We start from the raw sequence: 22,984 nt of genomic DNA, 5'->3' as shown, positions 1-22,984 counted from the left end.
CGGGATCTGAGAAGCTCACCACCGCGTCGAGGGTCAAGTCGAAGGCCGTCGAGCATCTCGGCGAGGAACGGGTGGCGCTCCCAGTACGACCGGCCATGCTCAGGCTGGCAGACGAGCCAAACCGGGCCCGGCTCCCGGCCGACCAGCGGCCACAGGCGCGAGAGGACGTCAACGATGAAATGCCCGTAATGTCCGGTCATTCCATCGATGAGGATGTACAATCCGTCCGACGCTGCTGGAAGCGTCCCGCCGCCATCTTCGTCGACCGCAGGGTCGTCGACCGCGACGACCCGGTGCGGCGACCCGCCGACGGCGGGGCGGTAGGTCATGGGCGCCAGCATGCGGAGGCTCGGATTCGCCGCAATCCGCTCGGTCTCGCCCCATATTGCGTTGATGCGTTGAATACGGGTCGCCATCGCCCGTTACATCCCCCGTCGCACCAATCATGTGCTTAGATCCTACGGGTAGCCGTAGCGGCTCTTGGCGGCGGCGAGCAGGTGCAGCGCCTCGCCGTCGCGGCCGGCGGCGCAGGCTGCCGAGGCATGGGCGAGGTCCGCGCTGAACCGGTCGCCGACCGGCTTGTTGAGGTTACCGGTGGCGACGTCGCTGTCGACCACGGCCTGGGTCCGGCCGATCGCCGGGCCGCAGCCGGAGCCCTGCGGCAGCACCACGGGGGCCGGCGCCGCCGCGACGGCGACGGCGGGCGCCGCGGCCTTCTGCTGGCAGCCGCCGAGCGCGGCGGCGGCGAGGAGGGCGGCGAGCGAAAATCCGGAAATCTTGGTCGGCACGGGCGGCTTTCCCTGACACGGCGCAGCTTGCGCCGGACGGTTTTTGACCCCGCGCCGCCGGGCGGTCAATCGTAGGCTTCGATTGCGGTGCTCGATCTGCGATCGCCGTTCGCGTGATCGCGGTTTCCCTCCCCCGCAGAGGGGGGAGGGAACAGCTCGTTCGTCGACCGAACCGGCCTACTTCGCCTTGTCGGCGATGGCCTTCAGGCCCGACTCGTAGATGCCGGAGATCGCGTCGGTGGCGACGGTGTCCGGGGCGCCCTTGGCGTTGAAGGTCCCGGTCCAGCTCAGCTTCGAGCCGGTGCCGTCCGGCGCCACCGAGAGCGTCGACTTGTAGTCGGAGACCGGCAGCGGGCCGGACAGGATCGTGTAGGTGTAGCTCATCACCTTGTCGTCGCGGGAGACCTGCTCCTCGACGAGGGTGCCGCCGCCCTTGAGCGAGAGGGTGCGGACCTTCATGCCGTCCTTCTCGGACAGCGCGCACTTCTCCACCGCCGGGTGCCAGTCGCCGATGCCGCAGAAGTCGCCGATGGCCTGCCAGACCTTGGCGGGCGGGGCGGCGACCGTGGCGGTCTTGGCGACGTCGATGGCGTAGCCCGGCACCGTGCCGGCGACGAGCGCGAGGACGGGCAGAGCGAGGGTCCGGATCATGATGGGCGTCTCCGACGATAGGCGGCGCGCGCCGGTATTCCCGGCGCCGGCCCTCTCAGGGGGCCCGCACGAGCTAGGCCTCGACCCCCGCCGTGGCAATGGCGGCCGGGATGCGGAGATCGCCGGCCGGCACCCGTCGGTTCTCGCTAGCGCGCATTCCTGCGCCCGGCCTCGGCCAGCTGCTTGGCCCGCGCCCCCTGCGTTTCGAACATCCAGCCCGGGTATTCGCGCGGCAGCACGCTGACCGCGTCGAGGGCGTCGAGCTCGGGTTCGCTCAGCTCGATCTGCGTCGCGGCGATGTTGTCGTCGAGCTGGTCGAGGCGCTTGGCGCCGACGATGACGCTCGACACCACGCGCCGGTGCAGCAGCCACGCCAGCGCGATCTGCGCGATCGAGACGTTGCGGGCGGCCGCCATCGGCCGCATCGCGTCGATGCAGGATTCGGCGCGGCCGCGCTCCACCGGCGGGAAGTCGAAGGCGGCGCGCCGGCCCTCGCCGGCGGCGTCGCCGGAATACTTGCCCGAGAGCAGGCCGCCGGCGAGCGGGCTCCAGACCATCAGGCCGAGGCGCTCGCTCCGGAGCATCGGCACGATCTCGCGCTCGAGGTCGCGGCCGGCCAGCGTGTAGTAGGCCTGCAGGCTCTCGAAGCGGGCCAGCCCCTCGCGCTCGGAGATGCCGAGCGCCTTCACGATCTGCCAGGCCGCCCAGTTCGAGACGCCGACGTAGCGGACGTGGCCGTGCTGGACGAGGATGTCGAGCGCCCGCACCGTCTCCTCGATCGGGGTCGCCGGGTCGAAGCCGTGGATCTGGTAGAGGTCGATGTGGTCGAGCTGCAGCCGCTTCAGGCTGGCCTTCACCGCGTCGAGCAGATGCACCCGCGAGGCCCCGCGGCTGTTCGCGCCCGGCCCCGTCGGGCCGTAGGCCTTGGTCGCGACGACCACGTTCTCGCGCGGCACCTTGAGGGCCTTCAACGCCTGGCCGGTGATCTGCTCGGACAGGCCCTCGGCGTAGACGTCGGCGGTGTCGACGACATTGATCCCGGCATCGATCGCGCGGCCGACGAGGCGCTCGGCCTCCGCCTGGTCGAGCGCACCGATCTGCCGCCACATCCCTTCCCCGCCGCCGAAGGTCATCGTGCCGAGGCAGAGTTCCGAGACGAAGAGGCCGGTCCGGCCGAGCTTGTTCTGGCGCATGGGGGTGAATCCTATGAGGGGCGTGCCCTTCCCTCCCCCCTCTGCGGGGGAGGGTGGCCCGCGCAGCGGGTCGGGAGAGGGGAGCGACGATGCCTGAAAGGGCGCTCCCCTCTCCCGACCCTCGCTGACGCGAGGCCCACCCTCCCCCGTACCCAAGTCGGGCCTGCCCGACTTGGGCATACGGGGTGCGGATCTCGGGCAAGCCCGAGATCCGTCGGGGGGAGGGAAGGCGCGGCGGGCAAGGGACGGCGCATCGCTCGTCAGATAGGGCCGCCGCAGGCCGGGGCGAGCGGGCCGTCAGCCCTCGCAGCTCTCCGCGATCAGCCGGCGCACGAAGGCGGCGCAGGCGTCGAGCTCGGCGAGCGTGATGAATTCGTCGGCCTTGTGGGCGCGGGCGATCGAGCCCGGGCCGACCACCACCGCTGGCACGTCGCCGAGCGCCTGGAACAGCCCGCCCTCGGTGCCGAACGAGACCTTGGCGTGGCCGTTGCGGCCGGCGAGCCGCTTGGCCAGCGTCACCAGCGCCGAATCGGCCGCGGTCTCGAGGCCGGGATAATCGATCAGCGGGGCGACCGCGACGCCGCAGGCGGGATCGCGCGCGGCCATCTCCGCGGCGAGGGTCTCGGTTGCGAAGGCGATCGCGCGCCGGGCCAGCGCACCGGCATCGTCCGCGCCGATGGCCCGGAACTCGAAGTCGACGCTGCAGCGGTCCGGCACGATGTTGAGGGCGGTGCCGCCGTGGACGACGCTGCTGAGCCCGGTGGTGTGGGGCACGTCGTAGAGCGGATCGCGCGCGCCGGATGCCGCCAGCGCGTCGGCCATCTGCCTGACGTGGAGGATGAAGCGCGCGGCGTACTCGACCGCGTTGACGCCGGCCGGCGCCAGCGCCGAGTGGCAGGCCTTGCCGCGGAAGGTGACGCGGGCGGCGTGCTTGCCCTTGTGCCCGGTGACGACCGCCATCCCGGTCGGTTCGCCGACGAAGCATCCCAGCGGCGCGAGGCCCATCGCCCGCATCCGCGCGATCAGCGGGCGCACGCCGAGGCAGCCGACCTCCTCGTCGTAGGACAGGGCCAGGTGGAGCGGCCGGACGAGGGGCGCCGCCGCTATCTCCGGCAGGAGCGCGAGGCAGACGGCGACGAACCCCTTCATGTCCGAGGTGCCGCGCCCGTAGAGCCGGCCGTCGGCCTCGGTCAGCCGGAACGGGTCGTGGCTCCAGTCCTGGCCGGCCACCGGCACCACGTCGCTGTGCCCGGAGAGCACGTAGCCCGGCACGCCGGCCGGCCCGACCGTGATCCACAGGGCGGCCTTCTCCCCCGTCTCGTCCATCACCCGCTCGACCGCGGCGCCGTGCGTCTCCGCGAAATCCTGGACCCAGTCGACCAGCGGCAGGTTCGTCAGCGCGCTGGTGGTGTCGAACGCCACCAGCGTGGCGAGGATGTCCGTGGGCGTCGGTGCGGCTTGCATTCGGTCCTTCGTGCCGGGCTGCGGCGGCCGGGGGTGGTGCCGGGAGGGATAGCGAGAACCGGCCCCCGCGCGCAACGGCGCGGCTCGCACGCCGGCCGGCGCTCATCCGGCGGGTTTCGGCTTTCGCGGCCGGCGCGGGCGCTTCGGCGCGGCCTCGGCCCGGGCTAGGAACGCCGCGATGTCGGCGCCGAGGATCAGCGGCAGGTGGTCCGCGATCCGGGCGTCGTCCCAGGCCCACCAGCACACCTCCAGCAGGCGTGCGATGGTCTCCGGATCGAAGCGGTAGCGCAGGACGGTCGCCGGGTTTCCGGTGACGAGGGCGTAGGGCGGCACGTCGCGGCGCACCACCGCGCCCGCGCCGACCACGGCGCCGCTGCCGATGGTGACGCCCGACAGGATCGTGCTGTTGGCCCCGAGCCAGACCTCGTCGCCGAGGACGACGTCGCCGCGGGTGGCGTGGTCGTGCGCGCCGGCCGCCGCGTTCGGCCAGAAGGCGGCGAGCGCCTTGAACGGGTAGGTGGTGACGAGGTCGGTGCGGTGGTTGCCGAGCGCGATGGTGACGTTCGGCCCGATCGAGCAGAACCGGCCAATGTGGAGCCGGGCCGATTCCGGCTCCAGCACCCGCGGATTGCCGTAGCTGTGCGCCCCCACGGTCCAGCCCCAGCGCGCGATGCCGCGGGCGAGGTGGAAGGCGGTGAGGTCGTCGAAGACCGGTTTGGGCTCGATCATGCGGCGGGGCTCCCCGTCGGCGCCGGCGGGTCGCGCCATGCCTTTCCCGTGCCTGCGATGCCTTTCTACCGTGTCCGCGATGCCTTCCCCCGTGTCAAAGCGCCGGGCGGCACGGGGGAGGATGGAAGGGGCGATCGGGGCCGCCGTGCGAGGCCGCCGGGGGCGGCCCGAACCTGCGGCTGCAGCGATCGATATTGAACAAGCCGGCCGCGACACCGTTGCTCCCGTATAGAAACCAGGAGGAAACTTGATGTCGTACAAGATTCTCGCGCTCGCCACCTGCCTGATCCTGCCTCTCGGCGGCACCGCCTTCGCCCAGACCGGCAGCCCGGGCGCCGGGCCCAGCGCGGGCGGCACCGTGAATTCGGGCAGCGGCGCGGGCACGGCGGGATCGACCGGCGGCACCATGAGCGGTTCGGGCACCATGGGCGGCTCGGGCACCATGGCCCCGGGCGCCGGTGCGCCGCCCCCCGGCGCCAGCGGCGGCCCCTCGACCAGCACCGCGGGCTCGCCCGCCGGCAGCGGCAGCGGAAACGGCACCACCGGCAGCGGTGCGGCGCCCAGCGGCCGCTGAAGGCCGCGCGGACCCTGATCGAGGCGGAGCGGGCCGGGCGGCCCGCTCCGCCTTTCGCGTTCCCGGTGCCGTCAGCCGCCCTGCAGGCTCTCCGCGAAGTCCTCGGGCACCTCGCCGAAGCTCGCCAGGATCGTCGCGCTTTCCAGCTCGCCGGTCTCGTCGTCGGCCACCACCTTCAGCGCCGCGGTGCCGGGCATCCGCCCGGACATCGCTTCCGCCTTCTTCAGCGCCCCGCTCTCGGTCGGCGCCACCTCGCGGTCGCCGGGCACCAGGCGCTTGCGCTTGACCACGAAGGTCTGGACCACGAACGTCGTCTTCATACCCATTGCGCGTGTCCTTGACCGGTGTGGCGCGAGCCTGGCCCACGATCCTCGGATCGCGAAACCGGGTCGCACCTCTTGTGGGGTCGCATCGTCACACGCGAGACGGCATCCGCCCCGCCTGAAAACGCTCCGACCCGAGGATTGGCACGATTGACGCTAGAGCCTGTCCCGTGATCGATGGATCACGAAACAGGCTCTATCCAGGGTGCGGGATCGCATTGTCTTCACGCGAGCCGGACGCCGCCTCGCTCGAAAATGCTCTCGCGCCGTCGATGCGCCACCCTTGCGTGCCCGCTCCTTCTACACGGAACCGTCGATGATCGAGACGCGCCGCCGTCCGTGCCGGACCCTGTCGTGCGCCGTCCTGTGCGGATGGGCGCTGGCATCCGCGGGCGGGCCGCTGGGCGCCGCGGCGCGCGACCTGCGCATCGGCCTCGCCGCGGAAGCCACGTCGATCGACCCGCATTTCCACAACCTCGGCCCCAACAACGCGCTGCGGCGCCACATCTTCGAGGGCCTGGTCACCACCGACCCCGCGATGACGGTGCTGCCCGCGCTGGCGCTCGCCTGGACGGCCGACGACGCGCATACCTGGACGTTCAGGCTGCGCCCGAACGTCACCTTCTCGGACGGCACGCCGTTCACCGCCAACGACGTGATCTACACCTTCTGCCGCATCCCGCTGGTGGAGAACTCGCCCTCCTCCTTCGCCACCTTCGTCCGGCCGTTCGAGAGCGTCACCGCGCCCGATCCGCTCACCGTGGTGATCAGGACCGCCGAGCCGCTGCCGCTGCTGCCGACCAACATCACCGCGCTCGGCATGCTCAGCGCCAAGGCCTCGGGCGCGCCCGGCCCGGTCACCTTCGCCAAGGGCGGGTGCGCCGGCATGGGCACGCCGCCGAAATCCACCGATTTCGGCAACCCCAAGGTCGCCGTCGGCACCGGCCCCTATGCGCTCAAGGAGTACGTGCGCGGCACCCAGGTCGTGCTGGCCCGGAACCCGACCTACTGGGGCGCGGCGCCCGCCTTCGACACGGTGACGATGAAGCCGATCGTCTCCACCGGCCCGCGGGTGGCGGCGCTGCTCGCCGGCGACGCGGACCTGATCGAGAACCCGGCGATCCAGGACCTGCCGCGGATCGAGGCGGCGGGCTTCACCGTCGCCAAGGGCCTGTCGAACCGCATCATCTACATCCACCTCGACCAGTTCGACGGCCCGGGCTGGAAGACGCCGACGATCCGCGGCACCGACAAGGCTGCGCCGCCGGAGAAGAACCCGTTGCTCGACCGGCGCGTGCGCGAGGCTTTGTCCAAGGCGATCGACCGCAAGGCCGTCGTCGAGCGGGTGATGGGCGGGGTGGCGCAGGGCGCGGGCGAGCTGCTGCCGTTCCCGCTGGCCGGCACGACCAAGGACTTCCCCGTCGTCGCCTATGATCCGAAGGCGGCTAAGGACCTCCTGGCCCAGGCCGGCTACCCGAACGGCTTCGAGATCACGCTCGGCACGCCGAACGACCGCTACATCAACGACGAGAAGATCGCGCAGGCGGTGGCCCAGATGTGGAGCCGGATCGGCGTGAAGACGAGCCTCGACGCCGCGACCGCGTCGACCTTCTTCACCCGGCGCAACACCTTCTCGTTCTCGGCCTACCTCGCCGGCTGGGGCGCCGATTCCGGCGAGATGTCGAACTCGCTGAATTCGCTGCTGCTGTGCTTCGATCCCGAATCCGGCCGCGGCTTCACCAACCGCGGCCGCTACTGCAACCGCGAGGTCGACCGCCTCACCATCGAGGCGATGCGCACCTTCGACGAGAATGAGCGCTCCGCCCTGCTGCGCCGGGCCTCCGCGCTCGCCATGGCGGACTACCCGCTGATCCCGCTCCACTTCGAGGTCACCCCCTGGGCCACGGTGAAGGGCCTGCGCTACACGCCGCGGATCGACCAGTACACGCTGGCGATGGACGTCGCGGTGGTGAAGTGAGGGATCGGGATTTCCGGGCGCCGGGCATCCCCTCTCCCCGCACGCGGGGAGAGGGCCGCATGCACCGCGTCGTGCATGCGGCGAGCGGAAGCGAAGGTGAGGGGGCCGGGCAGGACGAGGCGCATCCGGATACGCCCCCTCACCGTCGGCTGCCGCCTCGCCGCGCCGACGACGAGGTCGTCGCGGCCCTCTCCCCGCGCGCGGGGAGAGGGGGGTGCGCCGACCCCGTCCTGCATCGATCGAAACCGCATCATTCCCCCGCCGGCAGGGCCGCTGCGCCGCCGCGGCGGCGGGCGTTCACCCGGTGCCGGAGGCGGTCGAGGCAGAGGTAGACGACGGGGGTGGTGTACAGGGTCAGGATCTGGCTCACGATCAGGCCGCCGGCGATGGCGATGCCGAGCGGGCGGCGGAGCTCGGAGCCCTCGCCGCCGCCGAAGATCAGCGGCGCCGCGCCGAGCAGCGCCGCCAGCGTTGTCATCATGATCGGCCGGAAGCGCAAGAGGCAGGCCTCGAAGATCGCGTCGCGGGGGCTGGCGCCGCGGGTCCGCTCCGCGTCGAGGGCGAAGTCGATCATCATGATGGCGTTCTTCTTGACGATGCCGATCAGCAGGAACACCGCGATCAGCGCGACGATCGTGAACTCGGTGCCGGTCACCAGCAGCGCCAGCAGCGCGCCGATGCCCGCCGACGGCAGCGTCGAGAGGATCGTGACCGGGTGCACGAAGCTCTCGTACAGGATCCCGAGGATGGCGTAGACGGCCAGGATCGCGGCCAGGATCAGCAGCGGCTGGCGCGAGGCCGAGGCGACGTAGTTCTTGGCCGCGCCCGCATACTCGCCGTGGATGGTGGCCGGCAGGCGCAGCTCCGCCATCGCCTTGTCGATCGCGACGGTGGCGTCCGACAGGCTCTTGCCGGGGCTGAGGTTGAACGAGATCGTGGTCGCCACGAACAGGCCCTGGTGGCTCACCTGCACCGGGGCGTTGCCGGTCTCGACCCGGGTGAAGGCCGAGAGCGGCACCATGGTCTCGACCGCGGACGAGACCGGCGCGCTCGAGGAGGCGCTGCCCTTCGAGGCGGCGATGGCGTTGGCGGCCGCGTTCCGGGCCGAATCCGACGCGACCGCGGCGGCGTTGGTGCTGGCGTCGGCCGCGGCGGTGGTCGAGGGGACGGCGCCGGCGGGCGCCGCCGCCACCGTGCCGGCGACCGCGTTGGTGGTGGCCGAGCCGCGCGCCTTGCCGCCGGAGGTCGAGACGTAGAGCTGCTTGAGGGTCTCGGGGTTCTCCAGGTAGCGCGGCGCGATCTCCATCACGACGTGGTACTGGTTGAGCGGGTTGTAGATCGTCGAGACCTGGCGCTGGCCGAAGGCGTCGTAGAGGGTGTTGTCGATCTTGTCGGGCGTGATGCCGTAGCGGAAGGCGGTGGCGCGATCGATCACCAGCCGGCTCTCCAGCCCGCCCTCCTGCTGGTCGGAGGTGACGTCGGCGAAGGTCGGGTCCTTCTGCAGCGCCTGCACCAGCTTCGGCGCCGCCGCGTAGAGCTCGGCCGCGGTGTCGCCCTGCAGGGTGTACTGGTACTGGGCGAAGCTCTGGCGCCCGCCCATCTGCAGGTCCTGGCGTGGGAAGACGTAGAGCCGGGCGCCGGCCACCTGCGAGAGCTTGGGCCGCAGCCGGTTCGACACCTCGCCGATCGAGGCGCGCTCGCCCACCGGCTTGAGCCCGACGAAGACGTTGGCCGAGTTGGTGCCGCGCCCGCCGGTGAAGCCGACGACGCTGTCCACCGCCGGGTCGGCCTGCACGATCGCGGCGGCCTCCTTGAGCTTCTTCTCCATCGACTGGAACGAGATGCGCTGGTCGGCCTGGATGCCGCCCATCATCTGGCCGGTGTCCTGCTCGGGGAAGAAGCCCTTCGGCACGATGACGTAGAGGTAGACGTTGAGCCCGACCGTCGCGGCGAGCACCAGCAGCACGAGGCGCGGGTGCCCGAGCGCGACGCGCAGGGTGCGCTCGTAGGCGTTCAGCGTGCCGGTGAAGGCGCCCTCCAGCCCGCGGATCAGGATGTTGGGGCGCCTGCCCGCGCCGTGCGCCTCGGGGCGCAGGAAGCGCGCGCACATCATCGGCGTGGTGGTGAGCGAGAGCACGAGCGAGATCAGGATCGCCAGCGACAGGGTCACGGCGAATTCCTGGAAGATCCGCCCGATCAGGCCGCCCATCAGCAGGATCGGCAGGAACACCGCGATCAGCGACAGGCTCATCGAGATCACGGTGAAGCCGACCTCGCGGGCGCCGACCAGGGCCGCCTCGATGCGGGACTTGCCCATCTCGATGTGGCGCTGGACGTTCTCGAGCACGACGATGGCGTCGTCCACGACGAAGCCGGTGCCGATGATCAGCGCCATCAGCGACAGGATGTTGAGCGAGTAGCCGAGCAGGTACATCACCGAGAAGGTGCCGACGATCGAGATCGGCACCGCCACCGCCGGGATCAGCGTGGCGCGCCCCGAGCGCAGGAACGCGAACACCACGAGGATGACGAGGCCGACCGCGATCAGCAGCGTCTCCTCGGTGGCGGCCAGCGACGCCCGGATCGTCGCGCTGCGGTCGCCGGTGAGCTTCACGTCGATGCCGCCGGGCAGCGCCGAGACGATCTGCGGCAGCGCCGCCTTCACCCCGTTGATCGTGTCGACGACGTTCGAGCCCGGCTGCTTGTAGACGAACAGCAGCACGCCCTGCTTGCCGTTGACCACGCCGAGGTTGCGCCGGTCCTCGACCGAGTCGATCACCTCGCCGACGTCGGTGAGCTTCACCGCCGCGCCGTTGCGGTAGGCGACGACGAGGTCGCGGTAATCCTCCGCCTTGCGGCCCTGGTCGTTGGCGTAGAGCTGGAAGCGCCGGTCGCCCGCCTCGATCGCGCCCTTGGGCGAGTTGGCGTTGGCCGACGCCAGCCCCGCGCGGATGCCCTCCAGGCCGATGCCGTAGTGGAACAGGGCGGTCGGATCGAGCTCGACGCGCACCGCCGGCAGCGACGAGCCGCCGATGTCGACGTTGCCGACGCCGGGCAGCTGCGACAGCTTCTGCTGCACCACCGTGGCGCCGGCATCGTAGAGCTGGCCGGGGGTCAGGGTGTCCGAGGTCATGCCGAGGATGACGATCGGCGAGTCGGCCGGGTTGAACTTGCGGTAGGTCGGGTTCTGGCGCAGCGCGGTGGGCAGGTCGGCCCGCGCGGCGTTGATCGCCGCCTGCACGTCGCGCGCGGCCCCGTCGATGTCGCGGCTGAGGCCGAACAACAGCACGATCCGCACGGTGCCGGTGGAGCTCGTCGAGGACATCTCGTTGACGTCGGCGATGCTGCCGAGCCGCCGCTCCAGCGGCGCCGCCACCGTCACCGCCATGGTCTCGGGGCTGGCTCCCGGCATCTGCGCCTGGACCAGGATGACCGGAAAATCCACCTGCGGCAGCGGCGCCACCGGCAGCTTCAGGAACGCGAAGAGGCCGGCGAGCAGCACGCCGACGGTCAGCAGCGTCGTCGCCACCGGGCGCCGGATGAAGGGCTCGGAGATGTTCATGGGCGAAAGCCCATAGGCGTCACGGCGCTGTTCCCCTCTCCCCGCACGCGGGGAGAGGCCCGGCTGCACCCCGTCGTGCTGCCGGGAAGCGCAGGCGAAGCCGCAGCGAGGGTGAGGGGGCGCGAACGGTGGAGGCTCCTCCGCCGAAGCCCCCTCACCCTCGGCTGCCGCCTCGCCGCGACGACGACGAGGTAGTCGCGGCCCTGTGCCCGCAGGCGGGGCGAGGGGATGCGAGGCGCTGTCGCGATCTTCCTCACGGCAGCGCCTCGCCTGCAGGCAGGTCCGGCTCGGGTTCGCGGCGGCCGGTGATGCGGCGCTCGAGGCGGTCGAAGAACAGGTAGATCACCGGGGTCGTGAACAGCGTCAGCACCTGGGAGACGATGAGGCCGCCGGCGATGACGATGCCGAGCGGCTGGCGCAGCTCCGAGCCGACGCCGGTGCCGACGATCAGCGGGACCGCGGCGAACAACGCGGCCAGGGTCGTCATCAGGATCGGGCGGAAGCGCAGCAGGCAGGCCTCGTAGATCGCGTCGCGCGGGGACATCCCGTCCTCGCGCTCGGCCTGGAGCGCGAAGTCGATCATCATGATCGCGTTCTTCTTCACGATGCCGATCAGCAGCACGATGCCGATGATCGCGATGATGTCGAGCGAGAGCCCGAACAGCATCAATCCGAGCAGCGCGCCGATTCCCGCGGACGGGAGCGTCGACAAGATGGTGATCGGGTGGATGAAGCTCTCGTAGAGGACGCCCAGCACGATGTAGACGGTGACGATCGCCGCCAGCACCAGGAACAGCTCGTTCGAGAGCGCCGACTGGAAGGCGAACACCGACCCCTGCGGCACCACGCGGAAGCTCGGCGGCAGGTCGATGCTTTTCCGCGCCTCCTCCACCGCGTCCACCGCCTGGCCGAGCGCGGCGCCCGGCGCGAGGTTGAACGACACGGTGGTGGCCGGGAACTGGCCGAGATGCGAGATCAGCAGCGGCGCCCGGCGCTCGTCGATCCGCGCCACCGCCGAGAGCGGCACCTGCCCGCTCGATGCGGTGGAGGAGGGCAGGTAGATCGCGTCGAGGCTGGCGATGGTCCTGTGCAGGTCGGGGTCGGCCTCGAGGATCACCCGGTACTGGTTCGACTGGGTGAAGATCGTCGAGATGATGCGCTGGCCGAACGCGTCGTAGAGCGCGTTGTCGATCGTCGCCGGCGTGATGCCGTAGCGCCCGGCCGTCGGCCGGTCGATCGTGACGTAGGCGGCCAGGCCCTGGCCCTGATGGTCGCTGGCGACGTCGGCCACCACCGGCGACCGCGACAGCGCGTCGGTGAAGCGCGGCACCCAGGTCTCGAAATCCTCGAGGTTCGGCGTCTCCAGGATCACCTGGTACTGCGTCGCCGACACCGCGGTGTCGATCGTCAGGTCCTGCACCGGCTGCATGTAGAGGCGCAGGCCCGCGACGTCGGCGGTGGCCGCCTGGATGCGGCGGATGATGGCGCCGGCCCGCTCGGCCCGCTCGGCCTGGGGCTTCAGGTTGATCAGGAACCTCCCTGAGTTCAGCGTCACGTTCTGGCCGTCGACGCCGATGAACGAGGACAGGTTGGCGACGTCCGGGTCCTTGAGGATGATCGCGGCGATGCGCTGCTGGCGCTCGGCCATCGCGGCGTAGGACAGGGTCTGGTCGCCCTGCGTGATCCCCTGGATCACGCCGGTGTCCTGCACCGGGAAGAACCCCTTCGGGATCGTCACGAACAGGGTCGCGGTGAGCGCGATGGTGGCGAGCGTGACCAGCAGCGTCAGGCCCTGGTGGTCGAGCACCACCCGCAGCGCCCGGCCGTAGGCCGCGATGGTGCCCTCGGTGGCGCGCCGGCCCATCCGCCCGAGCACGCCCTCGCGGCGGCGGGTCTCGGCAAGGGACGCGGGAGATTGGGGCACGTGCTTGAGCAGGCGCGCGCACAGCATCGGCACCAGCGTCAGCGAGACCACCGCCGAGATGATGATCGTGGCCGCCAGCGTGATCGCGAACTCGTGGAACAGGCGCCCGACCACGTCGCCCATGAACAGCAGCGGGATCAGCACCGCGATCAGCGAGACGGTGAGCGAGATGATGGTGAAGCCGATCTCGCGGCTGCCCTTGAGCGCGGCCTCGAGCGGGGAATCGCCGTCCTCGACGTGGCGGGCGATGTTCTCGATCACCACGATCGCGTCGTCGACGACGAAGCCGGTGGCGATGGTCAGCGCCATCAGCGACAGGTTGTCGAGGGAGAAGCCGTAGAGGTCCATCACCGAGAGCGCGCCGATCAGCGACAGCGGCACCGACAGGCTCGGGATCAGCGTGGCGGAGACGCTGCGCAGGAACAGGAAGATCACCAGCACGACGAGCGCGATGGCGAGCCCGAGCTCGAACTGCACGTCCTCGACCGAGGCGCGGATCGTCACCGTGCGGTCGGTGAGCAGGCTCACCTGGATCGCGCCCGGCAGCGTGCCCTGGAGCTGCGGCAGCAGCGCCTTGATCTTGTCGACGGTGGCGATGACGTTGGCGCCGGGCTGGCGCTGGATGTTGAGGATGATCGCCGGCGTCTCGTCGGCCCAGGCGCCGAGCTTAGTGTTCTCCGGCCCCTGCACCACGTCGGCCACGTCCGACATCTTCACCGGGGCGCCGTTCTTGTAGGCGATGATCGCGTCGTCGTAGGCCTTCGGGTCCTGGATCTGGTCGTTGGCGTTGATCGCGTAGCTCTGCTTCGGGCCGTCGATGGTGCCCTTCGGCGTGTTGACGTTGAGGTTGGTGATCGTGGTGCGCAGGTCGTCGATGTTCAGCCCGTAGGCGGCGAGCGCCCGGGCGTTGAACCGCACCCGCACCGCCGGCCGCTGGCCGCCGGAGATGCTGACGAGGCCGACGCCGGCCACCTGGGAGATCTTCTGGGCGAGCCGCGTCTCGGCGAGATCCCGCACCTGCGTCAGCGGCAGGGTCTTGGAGGTGAGCGCGAGCGTGATCACCGGCGCGTCGGCCGGGTTGACCTTGGCGTAGATCGGCGGCGCCGGCAGGTCGGACGGCAGCAGGTTGCCGGCGGCGTTGATCGCCGCCTGGACCTGCTGCTCGGCGATGTCGAGCGGCAGGTCGAGGTTGAACTGCAAGGTCACGACCGAGGCGCCGGCCGAGGATTGCGAGGTCATCTGGTTGAGGTTGGCGAGCTGCCCGAACTGCCGCTCCAGCGGCGCGGTCACGGCCGAGGTCATCACCTCCGGGCTGGCGCCGGGATAGAACGTCTGCACCTGGATCGTCGGGTAGTCGACCGAGGGCAGCGCCGAGACCGGCAGGTTCAGGTACGACACCCCGCCGACGATCAGGATCGCCAGCATCAGGAGCGTGGTCGCGACCGGGCGCAGGATGAAGAGGCGGGACGGGTTCATGCCGGGGGCCCGCTCGCGGACAGGCGGAGGCGATCACCGCGGCGATCCGTGCGCATCCCCTCGCCCCGCACGCGGGGAGAGGGCTGCGACGACCTCGTCGTCGTCGCAGCGAGGCGGCAGCCGACGGTGAGGGGGCTTCGCCGGAAGAGGCTCGTCCGGATCCGCCCCCTCACCGCCGCTTCGGCTGCGCCTTCGCGTCCCGCACGGACGACGAGGTCCGTGCGGGCCTCTCCCCGCGTGCGGGGAGAGGGGAAGCGCGCCGTCTGGATCGCGTCACTCACGGCTGCTGCCGCCGGCGGCCGCGCTTCTGTCCGGCCTCTTGGGCGCCGCCGGCGTCGGCGGCGGGGGTGACCTTCTGGCCGTCGACGCCCTCCGTGATCCGCACCGGGGCGCCGTCGCGCAGGCGGTCGGTGCCGTCGGTGACGACGCGGTCGCCGGCCTGGAGGCCGGAGAGCACCACCGTCCGCGTGCCGTCGGTCTCGCCGGTCTTGATCGGGCGGACCGAGACCTTCGCGTCGCCGTCCATCAGGTAGACGTAGGTGCCGGGCGTGCCCTGCAGGATCGCGCCGTTGGGAACCAGCGCCGCGTTCGCCACCGTATCGACGGTGAGCTTGGCGTTGACGAACTGGTTCGGGAACAGCTCCTCGTCCTTGTTGTCGAACAGGGCGCGCAGCTTCACCGTGCCGGTGGTGACGTCGATCTGGTTGTCGACCGTGTCGAGGGTGCCGGTGGCGATCTCGTGGGCGTCGCCCCGGTCGTAGGCGCGGACCGCGAGCTTGGCGCCGGCGCGCACCCGGCGCATCACCCGGAGGACGTCGTCCTCGGGCAGGGTGAACACCACCGAGATCGGATGGAGCTGGGTGACGACGACGATGTTGGTCGAGGCCGCGGTGATGTAGTTGCCCTGGTCGACCTGGCGCAGGCCGACCCGGCCCTCCACCGGCGAGATGATGCGCGCGTAGGCGATGTTCAGCCGCTGCTGGTCGACGAGGGCCTGGTCGGAGGCGACCGTGCCCTCGTTCTGCTTCACCAGCGCGCCCTGGGTGTCGACGTTCTGCTTCGAGATCGAATCCTGCTGGGCGAGGCGCTGGAAGCGGGCCAGGTCCAGCTTCGAGTTCTGCAGCAGCGCCTGGTCGCGGGCGAGCTGGCCCTGGTACTGGGCGAGCAGCGCCTCGTAGGGCCGCGCGTCGACCTGGGCGAGGTAGTCGCCCTTCTTCACGGTCTGGCCCTCGCGGAACCCGATGTCGGTGAGGTAGCCGCTGATCTGCGATTTCACGGTGACGGTGGCCAGCGGCGTGACGGTGCCGAGCCCCTGGAGCACCACCGGGATGTCGCCGGTGACGATCTGCGCGATGCCGACCGCCTGCGGCACGTCCATGCCGCCGCGCTTGCCGCCGCCGCGGCCGCCCTTGCCCTGGGTCTCACCGGGGCCGCCCGCGACCTGCGTGCGCCCGTCGTACCAGCGGTGGGCCACCGCGCCGGCGGCCAGCAGCGCCAGGAGCAGCAGCATCCAGCGGAAGGGGCGGAACCGGCGCGTCTTGCCGGGCGACGCGACCGGGTCCGGCTGGAACGCGCGCGCCGTGTCCGTGCGGATGGGTGAGCTCTCGTTCATGACTGATTAGACCACGTTCCGGACGCCGCCGCGCCCGTGTCGCGCCCTATCCTCTCGCTGTTTTCGTCCGCGGGCCGACCGTTCGTCGGCCCGGGGAGCGAATCCGACACCCTGGTCCCGGCCGCCTGTACGGCATCCGAACGGACCGTGCCCTGCGGCACCCGCGCCGGGCGCGGCTCGGGTCCGGGTGCGCCCGCTCGGCATCCCTGCGCCGCAGCCATCGCCCGTCAATGCGTCGTCAGTACGGCACCGATGTTTCGGTGCTGTTGCTGGCCCGTCAGGGCCGCTCCAGCGCGCGGTAGTACCGCACCACGTCGCGGTAGGATTCGTCGACCGGCACCACCGGGACCGCGCGCCGCAGGCCGAGGCCGAGGGCGCCGACGGCGAAGGCGAGCGCGAGGGCGCGGCGGGGGGACATGGCGGGCTCCGGCGATCCGTGACGGCAGGCGGACGAGGCCATAACGCGAAAAGGCCCGCCAACGAATTGGCGGGCCTCGCGACGACCGGTCCGGCGCCAGGTCAGGAACGGAACGAGGGGGCGGAGTTCCGCGCCCACCGGCGCCGCACCGGCCGTGTTCCCGAAAGCTATCTCACGGCTGATGAATGTCAACATTCGTCAGCCGTGAGGCCTGGCAGCAATCGCCGGTGGCGTGCGCTCCCGCACGTTTCGGGCGGGATCGGCGCCATGGTATCACCTCGCCGATGTCCGCCTCCCGCTTCGCATGAACCCGGTCCTCTCCGGCCTCCCGACCACGGTGTTCGAGACGATGTCGCGGCTCGCCCGCGAGCACGGGGCGATCAATCTCGGGCAGGGGTTCCCCGACGACCCGGGCCCCGCCGACATGCGCGCCCATGGCGCGCGGGCGCTCGTCGAGGGCTCGAACCAGTACCCGCCGATGATGGGGCTGCCGTCCCTGCGCGCGGCGGTGGCGGCGCATTACGCCCGGCACCAGGGGCTCGCCCTCGATCCCGAGACCGAGGTGATGGTGACCTCGGGCGCGACGGAGGCGCTCGCCGGCGCGCTGCTGGCGCTGATCGAGCCGGGCGACGAGGTCGTGCTGTTCGCGCCGATGTACGACGCCTACCTGCCGCTGGTGCTGCGCGCCGGCGGCGTGCCGCGGATCGTGACCCTGACGCCGCCCGCCTTCGGCCTCGACGAGGCCGCGCTCGCCGCCGCCTTCTCGCCGCGCACCAAGGTGGTGCTGCTGAACGACCCGCTGAACCCGAGTGCCACCCGGCTCGGCGCCGACGACCTCGCGCGGCTGGCCGCGTTCTGCCGCCGCCACGACGCGATCGCGCTGTGCGACGAGGTCTGGGAGCACGTGGTGTTCGACGGCGCCCGCCACGTCCCGCTGATGAGCCTGCCCGGCATGCGGGCACGCACGGTGAAGATCGGCTCGGCCGGCAAGATCTTCTCGCTCACCGGCTGGAAGGTCGGGTTCGTGATGGCCGACGCGGCGCTGATGCGGACGCTCGCCAAGGCGCACCAGTTCCTCACCTTCACCACGCCGCCGAACCTGCAGGAGGCGGTGGCCTACGGGCTGGCGAAGGACGATGCCTACTTCACCGGGATGCGCGCCGGCTACGCCCGCTCGCGCGACCGGCTCGCCGGCGGCCTCGCCGATCTCGGCTTCACGGTGCTGCCGGCGCAGGCGACGTGGTTCCTCAACCTCGACATCGCCGATCTCGGCCACGCCGACGACGTCGCCTTCTGCGAGGCGCTGGTGCGCGAGCATCGCGTCGCGGCGATTCCCGTGAGCGCGTTCTACCCGGACCGGGCCGTGCGCACGCTCGTGCGGCTCTGCTTCGCCAAGGCCGACGCGACGCTGGACGCGGCGCTGGACCGGCTCTCGGGCGTGCGGCGGGCGGCATCGTGAGCGGGTTTCGGCTTTGGGATGAAACGCCCATCCCCTCTCCCCGCAAGTGGGGAGAGGCCCGGCCGCACCCCGTAGTGCGGCCGGGAAGCGCAGCCGAAGCGGCGGTGAGGGGGCGGTGCCGTGGGAGGCTCGCCGGTCGAAGCCCCCTCACCGTCGGCTGCCGCCTCGCCGCGACGACGACGGGGTCGTCGCGGCCCTCTCCCCGCAGGCGGGGCGAGGGGATGCGCGGGGACCGGGCGCGCGTTCCGATGGGGCGGGAGCTCCTGTGGCCGGGGGCCTTGCTCCAGGGGCCATTGCTCCAGGGGCCATGCGTCCGTCCGCCGAGCGACGACGACGCCCCCCGCCTTGCCGGGGCAGCCCCGCGGCACCACATCCTGGGCCATGGCCACCCTCGCTCACCGGTTTCCGCCGATGGATCCCTCGCAGACCTTCTCCCAAAGCTGGCGCGCGGGCACGACGCTGCGCATCGGCGACCAGAGCCGCGAGGCGACGCTCGCCCGGCTCGAGGCGCTGGCGCACCTGCTCGATTCCGCCTTCCTGATCCCCGGCCTCAACCGGCGGGTCGGGCTCGAGGCGGTGATCGGCCTCGTGCCGATCGTCGGCGACATCGCCGGCATGGTGATCTCGTCCTACATCGTCGCGGAGGCGCGCCGCCTCGGGGCGCCGCGCTGGCTGATCGCGCGGATGGCCTTGAACGTCGCCTTCGACGGCGCGATCGGCATCGTGCCCCTGGCCGGCGACCTGTTCGACGCCGCCTTCAAGGCCAACCGCCGCAACGTCCGCCTGCTGCGCCGCTGGATGGAACGCAGCGGCGGGCTGCGCCCCAACGAGATCGACGGCACCGCCGTGCGGATCGACGGCTGAGGGTTCCCAGGGCACGCGGTTCCCGTCCCCTCCCCCCTCTGCGGGGGAGGGCGGGCCTCGCGTCAGCGCGGGTCGGGAGAGGGGAGCGACCTCTCCGGATGCGGCGCTCCCCTTTCCCCCCCTGCTGCGCAGGGTCCCCTGCCCCGCACCCCAGTCGGGCCTGCCCGACTGGGGCACACGGGATGCGGATCTCGGGCAAGCCCGAGATCCGTCGGGGGGAGGGAAATCGCGCGCACCCTACGACCCACTTCGTGCCCCACTTGCGGAGCAGCCCGCGATGAACGAGATCGCCCGGCCCCCCGAGGGCGACGCCGTGCCCGCGCCGATGCCCGGGGCGCAGCCGATCGTGCTGCGGCCGAGCGAGGGCCTGCCCGAGGCGCGGCCGCTGGCGCCCCGCCGCGGCGGCCTGTCGCCGCTCAACCGGCGCCGGCTCGAGAACTTCCGCCGCAACCGGCTCGGCTACGTCTCGTTCCTGATCTTCCTGGCGCTGTTCGTCGTCAGCCTGTTCGCCGAGATCCTGGCCAACGACCGGCCGATCGTCGCCTCCTACAAGGGCGAGTGGCTGTTCCCGGTGCTGATCGACTACCCGGAGGAGAAGTTCGGCGGCTTCCTGGCGCGGACCGACTACCGCACCCCCGAGATCGCCAGGGAGATCGCCGAGAACGGCTGGGCGATCTGGCCGCCGATCCCGTTCTCCTACGACACCATCAACGACGGGCTGCCGACGCCCTCGCCCTCGCCGCCGACCTGGATGCTCACCGACGCGCAGTGCCACGCCGCCGAGACGGTGCCGGGGAAGGGCTGCGCCAGCATTCCCTGGCACTGGCTCGGCACCGACAACACCACGCGCGACGTGCTCGCCCGCGTGATCTACGGCTTCCGCATCTCGGTGCTGTTCGGGCTGATCCTGGCCGCCGTCTCCTCGCTGATCGGCGTGGTCGCCGGCGCGGTGCAGGGCTATTTCGGCGGCTGGGTCGACCTGTCGTTCCAGCGCTTCATCGAGGTCTGGGGCGGCATCCCGACCCTCTACCTGATCATCATCATCTCGGCCTTCATCGCGCCGGGCTTCTTCGTGCTGCTCGGGATCATGCTGCTGTTCTCGTGGGTGGCGCTGGTCAGCGTGGTGCGCGCCGAGTTCCTGCGCGCCCGCAACTTCGAGTACGTGCGGGCGGCCCGCGCGCTCGGCCTGTCGAACGTCCGCATCATGACGGTGCACCTGCTGCCCAACGCCATGGTGGCGACGCTGACCTTCCTGCCGTTCATCCTCAACGGCTCGATCACCACCCTGACCTCGCTCGACTTCCTCGGCTTCGGCCTGCCGCCCGGCTCGCCCTCGCTCGGCGAGCTGCTGGCCCAGGGCAAGGACAACCTCACCGCGCCCTGGCTCGGCCTGTCCGGCTTCCTGGTGATCGCCGCGATGCTGAGCCTGCTGGTCTTCGCCGGCGAGGCGGTGCGCGACGCGTTCGATCCGCGCAAGACCTTCCGCTGAGCAAGACCTTCCGCTGAGCGAACCCTGCCGCCGAGCAAGACCTTCCGCCGAGCGAACCCTGCCGCCGAGCGCGCCTGTCCGCACCGCAAGACTGTCCGTCGGCACCGGCGTCGCGCGAAGCGACTGTGTCCCGGAGATGCGCCCGCCGGCCGCGCGCCGCGAATGCCTCGCGCGAGGACCGGGCCGGCCCTCGGATGCTTGACGCCTGAGGTTCGAGCACCGTCGGCGCGGCGGGATCCTCCGGCCCGAGGCATCCGTTCCCACGCCCGGCCGCGAGAACATCATCGCGATACTTAGTATGTCTATACCGGTACGCGTGAATTCAAAATATCCCAGGCCATTGATCTTGGTGCGACACTTTTATCCACCATTGCGCAGACCTCCAGTTTGGACATAAAGCCGTCGCCCGGGCCGGCGGTCGCGCAAGACGCATCCGTCCAGCATTTGGCCCGCCCGCCCCGCCCGCGCGCGGGCGCTGTAACGGGTTCGGGCAACAGCGGAATCCCGCCCTCCGCAGTTGCAGAGATTTCGCGCGGCGCTGAGCACTGCATTGCTGCGGATGCCGGGTCGGTTGCACGGATAGCGCCGAAGCACGGCAGGCAAGATCCACACTTGTTCGTGTGTTGAGCACCGATAACCGCTCCGACATCCTTGCTTTCTCTGCCAAACATCATAATTCCTGCGGGTGGGGACCCATCAAGGAACAGGCAAGGAACGGACGTATGTCTGAAACTACACCGTCGGCACAGACCAGCAACGAGTATATCGAGCGGACCGTCGACGTCGTCGCGGCCTACGTGTCGAACAACTCCGTGCCGATCACGGAACTGCCGACGCTCATCGCCAGCATTCACGAGGCGCTGAACAACGTCGGCTCCGGAACGACCCCCGTCGCGGCCGAGACGGTCGAGAAGCCCAGCCCCGCGCAGATCCGCAAGTCGATCCGCCCCGACGGGCTGGTCAGCTTCATCGACGGCAAGTCCTACAAGACGCTGAAGCGCCACCTGACCAAGCACGGCCTCGACCCGCACAGCTACCGCGACCGCTACGGCCTGCCGGCCGACTACCCCACCACCTCGGCGAACTATTCGGCCCAGCGCTCGGCGCTCGCCAAGAGCCTCGGCCTCGGCCAGCCCGGCCGCTCGACCCCCGCCGAGGCCCCCGAGGAGGTCGAGGAGGCGGCGCCCGCGCCCGCCCGCCGCGGCCGCAAGGCTGCGACCTCCGCCGTGAAGGCCAGCCAGTCCCGCAAGGCCGACGCCGCCTGAGGCCGAGGCGGCCTCGCGCCCGCTCCGGCACGATCCGAGCCCCATCGGCAGACCCGGTCTCGCCGGAGACCTGCGTGCCGTCGGGCGGGTCGTGCCGGACGGGCGGATCGCGCCCCCCTCCGCTCCCTCTGCCTCCGCTCCCCCTCCCTCCGCTCCCCTGCAGCGCCCGACGACCGGCCCACGCCGCTCGGGCCGGCATTCGCCGGACGCGTGAGCGGGAAAGGCGCGGCGTGCCGAGCGAACCGACACCGCACGCGCGCCGCGATCCGGCGCGGCGTGCGGTGTCGTTTGCGAAGACCGTTCTCTCGAAGGATCGGCGGCGTCAGAGCGCGGCGCGCTGCCCGAGCAGCCGGGCCCGCGCCCGCGCGACCAGGGCGGCGCGGGCCTGCTCGGCGTCGTCGGCATCGAGCAGCGGCGAGGCGGCGAGGGCGGCGAGGTAGGCCCGCTCGGGCGCGCGGCAGGCGCCGATCGCCGCGTCGGCCGCCAGGAGCCGGCTTCCGATCGCGGCGCGCAGACCGAAATGCCGGTCGAGGCAGCCGTGCCAGGAGGCGTAGCGCGTCCCGGCCTCGCCGGCCCGCGCCGGCAGCACGGCGGCGAGCGCGACGAGCAGGCCCGCGGCAAGCAACGATTTCGGGATGGAACGGAACATCATGGGCGTCGGGGTGGGCGGCTCCGATCCCGGAACGTCGCGCCGACGCGGTGAAGGTTTCGTCAACGCCCCGACTGCGAGGCCATCCCGTTTCGGGACGTCGCCGCCGATCTCAGCGGTTGGCGGTGGTGACCGGGGAGGTGACGCCGCCGAGGGAGACCCAGGCGACGGCGTCCTGGCTCTCGCGCTTGATGAAGGTGTAGCCGGTGCGGTGCCAGGGCAGGATCTGGCTGGTCTTGTTGTCGAGCACCAGGTCGCCGTGCTCACCCTGATCACCGACCGCGGCGACCTGGTGCTCCACCACAAGACCAGCCAGCGCCCGCCCTGGCACCGCACCGGCTACACGTTCAGCAAGCGCGAGAGCCAGGACGCTGGCGCCTGGGTCTCCCTCGGCGGCGTCACCTCCCCGGTCACCGCCGCCAGCCGCTGAGATCGCCGGCGACGTCCCGCGACGGGATGGCCTCGCAGTCGGGGCGTTGACGCAAGCTTCACCGCGTCGGCGCGACGTTCCGGGATCGGAGGCGCCCACCCCGACGCCCATGATGTTCCGTTCCATCCCGAAATCG

The 22,984-nt window shown here is 71.4% G+C and carries 17 protein-coding genes and 2 pseudogenes; 7 read left to right on the top strand and 12 right to left on the bottom strand.

Annotated elements, in window-relative coordinates; genetic code table 11:
• Window positions 1–458: 458 nt before the first annotated feature.
• The 5 genes from MKK60_RS04960 to MKK60_RS28405 form a co-directional block, all read right to left on the bottom strand.
• The gene (locus tag MKK60_RS04960) at window positions 459–788 is read right to left on the bottom strand and encodes a hypothetical protein (RefSeq protein WP_147860202.1); all 330 of its coding nucleotides are present in this window, start codon (window positions 786–788) and stop codon (window positions 459–461) included.
• Window positions 789–965: 177 nt separating this feature from the next.
• Complete coding sequence (locus MKK60_RS04955; protein ID WP_147729221.1) at window positions 966–1,439, bottom strand: SRPBCC family protein; 474 nt, start codon at window positions 1,437–1,439, stop codon at window positions 966–968.
• A 146-nt stretch (window positions 1,440–1,585) separates the two neighbouring features.
• Entirely contained in the window at window positions 1,586–2,632 is a 1,047-nt protein-coding gene (locus tag MKK60_RS04950) for an aldo/keto reductase (RefSeq protein WP_243938205.1), read from the bottom strand.
• 297 nt (window positions 2,633–2,929) lie between these two features.
• Window positions 2,930–4,096: an acetylornithine deacetylase gene (gene argE, locus MKK60_RS04945; protein ID WP_243984115.1), complete on the bottom strand. Its 1,167-nt coding sequence runs from the start codon at window positions 4,094–4,096 to the stop codon at window positions 2,930–2,932.
• A gap of 102 nt (window positions 4,097–4,198) precedes the next feature.
• Window positions 4,199–4,825, bottom strand: a complete 627-nt coding sequence (locus tag MKK60_RS28405) for a CatB-related O-acetyltransferase (protein WP_279603611.1) — start codon at window positions 4,823–4,825, stop codon at window positions 4,199–4,201.
• Between the two features lie 250 nt (window positions 4,826–5,075).
• On the opposite strand from MKK60_RS28405, the gene MKK60_RS04935 reads away from it, so the two are divergent.
• Complete coding sequence (locus MKK60_RS04935; protein ID WP_147863032.1) at window positions 5,076–5,399, top strand: hypothetical protein; 324 nt, start codon at window positions 5,076–5,078, stop codon at window positions 5,397–5,399.
• Window positions 5,400–5,470: 71 nt separating this feature from the next.
• Here the strand turns inward: MKK60_RS04935 and MKK60_RS04930 are convergent, their stop codons facing one another.
• Window positions 5,471–5,725 (bottom strand): hypothetical protein, encoded by a 255-nt coding sequence (locus tag MKK60_RS04930; protein ID WP_147729101.1) that lies wholly within the window; start codon window positions 5,723–5,725, stop codon window positions 5,471–5,473.
• A 313-nt stretch (window positions 5,726–6,038) separates the two neighbouring features.
• Here MKK60_RS04930 and MKK60_RS04925 point away from each other — a divergent pair, with 313 nt between their 5' ends.
• The gene (locus MKK60_RS04925) at window positions 6,039–7,700 is read left to right on the top strand and encodes an ABC transporter substrate-binding protein (protein WP_243984114.1); all 1,662 of its coding nucleotides are present in this window, start codon (window positions 6,039–6,041) and stop codon (window positions 7,698–7,700) included.
• Between the two features lie 250 nt (window positions 7,701–7,950).
• On the opposite strand, the gene MKK60_RS04915 is transcribed toward MKK60_RS04925, so the two are convergent.
• From MKK60_RS04915 to MKK60_RS04900, 4 genes are all read right to left on the bottom strand, one after another.
• Entirely contained in the window at window positions 7,951–11,262 is a 3,312-nt protein-coding gene (locus MKK60_RS04915; RefSeq protein ID WP_147842999.1) for an efflux RND transporter permease subunit, read from the bottom strand.
• 253 nt (window positions 11,263–11,515) lie between these two features.
• Window positions 11,516–14,662: an MdtB/MuxB family multidrug efflux RND transporter permease subunit gene (locus MKK60_RS04910; protein ID WP_243935793.1), complete on the bottom strand. Its 3,147-nt coding sequence runs from the start codon at window positions 14,660–14,662 to the stop codon at window positions 11,516–11,518.
• A 277-nt stretch (window positions 14,663–14,939) separates the two neighbouring features.
• Window positions 14,940–16,274 carry an MdtA/MuxA family multidrug efflux RND transporter periplasmic adaptor subunit gene (locus tag MKK60_RS04905; RefSeq protein ID WP_243984113.1) on the bottom strand — a complete coding sequence of 445 codons (1,335 nt, stop codon included), beginning with the start codon at window positions 16,272–16,274 and terminating at the stop codon, window positions 14,940–14,942.
• A 277-nt stretch (window positions 16,275–16,551) separates the two neighbouring features.
• The gene (locus tag MKK60_RS04900) at window positions 16,552–16,692 is read right to left on the bottom strand and encodes a hypothetical protein (protein WP_187274922.1); all 141 of its coding nucleotides are present in this window, start codon (window positions 16,690–16,692) and stop codon (window positions 16,552–16,554) included.
• A gap of 304 nt (window positions 16,693–16,996) precedes the next feature.
• On the opposite strand from MKK60_RS04900, the gene MKK60_RS04895 reads away from it, so the two are divergent.
• The 4 genes from MKK60_RS04895 (at window position 16,997) to MKK60_RS04880 (ending at window position 21,769) form a co-directional block, all read left to right on the top strand.
• Window positions 16,997–18,151, top strand: a complete 1,155-nt coding sequence (locus MKK60_RS04895; RefSeq protein ID WP_147729522.1) for an aminotransferase — start codon at window positions 16,997–16,999, stop codon at window positions 18,149–18,151.
• 411 nt (window positions 18,152–18,562) lie between these two features.
• Window positions 18,563–19,015, top strand: coding sequence for a DUF4112 domain-containing protein (locus MKK60_RS04890; RefSeq protein WP_147729523.1), 453 nt, complete (start codon window positions 18,563–18,565; stop codon window positions 19,013–19,015).
• A 277-nt stretch (window positions 19,016–19,292) separates the two neighbouring features.
• On the top strand, window positions 19,293–20,504 hold the full coding sequence (locus MKK60_RS04885; protein ID WP_147729747.1) for an ABC transporter permease: 1,212 nt from the start codon (window positions 19,293–19,295) through the stop codon (window positions 20,502–20,504).
• Between the two features lie 722 nt (window positions 20,505–21,226).
• A complete protein-coding gene (locus MKK60_RS04880; RefSeq protein WP_243984112.1) occupies window positions 21,227–21,769 on the top strand; it encodes a MucR family transcriptional regulator in 543 nt (180 codons plus the stop codon).
• 322 nt (window positions 21,770–22,091) lie between these two features.
• Here MKK60_RS04880 and MKK60_RS04875 read toward each other — a convergent pair whose 3' ends face one another.
• Window positions 22,092–22,421, bottom strand: a complete 330-nt coding sequence (locus MKK60_RS04875) for a hypothetical protein (protein WP_243984111.1) — start codon at window positions 22,419–22,421, stop codon at window positions 22,092–22,094.
• Between the two features lie 109 nt (window positions 22,422–22,530).
• Window positions 22,531–22,683, bottom strand: a pseudogene (locus MKK60_RS04870) (transglutaminase-like cysteine peptidase); the annotation flags it as partial.
• Between MKK60_RS04870 and MKK60_RS04865 the strand changes: the two are divergent.
• A pseudogene (locus MKK60_RS04865) lies at window positions 22,675–22,848 on the top strand (transglutaminase-like cysteine peptidase); the annotation flags it as partial. The pseudogenes MKK60_RS04870 and MKK60_RS04865 sit on opposite strands and share 9 nt — an antisense overlap.
• Window positions 22,849–22,984: the final 136 nt, after the last annotated feature.

The sequence above is a fragment of the Methylobacterium sp. J-092 genome (assembly GCF_022829325.1).
Taxonomy (GTDB): domain Bacteria; phylum Pseudomonadota; class Alphaproteobacteria; order Rhizobiales; family Beijerinckiaceae; genus Methylobacterium.
This window is presented reverse-complemented; position numbering and strand designations above follow the sequence as displayed.

What these genes read in the sequence shown, in the direction of transcription:
- MKK60_RS04955 (WP_147729221.1), bottom strand. Translation starts at nt 1,439, where the DNA reads ATGATCCGGACCCTCGCTCTGCCCGTCCTCGCGCTCGTCGCCGGCACG.
- MKK60_RS04950 (WP_243938205.1), bottom strand. Translation starts at nt 2,632, where the DNA reads ATGCGCCAGAACAAGCTCGGCCGGACCGGCCTCTTCGTCTCGGAACTC.
- argE (WP_243984115.1), bottom strand. Translation starts at nt 4,096, where the DNA reads ATGCAAGCCGCACCGACGCCCACGGACATCCTCGCCACGCTGGTGGCG.
- MKK60_RS28405 (WP_279603611.1), bottom strand. Translation starts at nt 4,825, where the DNA reads ATGATCGAGCCCAAACCGGTCTTCGACGACCTCACCGCCTTCCACCTC.
- MKK60_RS04935 (WP_147863032.1), top strand. Translation starts at nt 5,076, where the DNA reads ATGTCGTACAAGATTCTCGCGCTCGCCACCTGCCTGATCCTGCCTCTC.
- MKK60_RS04930 (WP_147729101.1), bottom strand. Translation starts at nt 5,725, where the DNA reads ATGGGTATGAAGACGACGTTCGTGGTCCAGACCTTCGTGGTCAAGCGC.
- MKK60_RS04925 (WP_243984114.1), top strand. Translation starts at nt 6,039, where the DNA reads ATGATCGAGACGCGCCGCCGTCCGTGCCGGACCCTGTCGTGCGCCGTC.
- MKK60_RS04915 (WP_147842999.1), bottom strand. Translation starts at nt 11,262, where the DNA reads ATGAACATCTCCGAGCCCTTCATCCGGCGCCCGGTGGCGACGACGCTG.
- MKK60_RS04910 (WP_243935793.1), bottom strand. Translation starts at nt 14,662, where the DNA reads ATGAACCCGTCCCGCCTCTTCATCCTGCGCCCGGTCGCGACCACGCTC.
- MKK60_RS04905 (WP_243984113.1), bottom strand. Translation starts at nt 16,274, where the DNA reads ATGAACGAGAGCTCACCCATCCGCACGGACACGGCGCGCGCGTTCCAG.
- MKK60_RS04900 (WP_187274922.1), bottom strand. Translation starts at nt 16,692, where the DNA reads ATGTCCCCCCGCCGCGCCCTCGCGCTCGCCTTCGCCGTCGGCGCCCTC.
- MKK60_RS04895 (WP_147729522.1), top strand. Translation starts at nt 16,997, where the DNA reads ATGAACCCGGTCCTCTCCGGCCTCCCGACCACGGTGTTCGAGACGATG.
- MKK60_RS04890 (WP_147729523.1), top strand. Translation starts at nt 18,563, where the DNA reads ATGGATCCCTCGCAGACCTTCTCCCAAAGCTGGCGCGCGGGCACGACG.
- MKK60_RS04885 (WP_147729747.1), top strand. Translation starts at nt 19,293, where the DNA reads ATGAACGAGATCGCCCGGCCCCCCGAGGGCGACGCCGTGCCCGCGCCG.
- MKK60_RS04880 (WP_243984112.1), top strand. Translation starts at nt 21,227, where the DNA reads ATGTCTGAAACTACACCGTCGGCACAGACCAGCAACGAGTATATCGAG.
- MKK60_RS04875 (WP_243984111.1), bottom strand. Translation starts at nt 22,421, where the DNA reads ATGATGTTCCGTTCCATCCCGAAATCGTTGCTTGCCGCGGGCCTGCTC.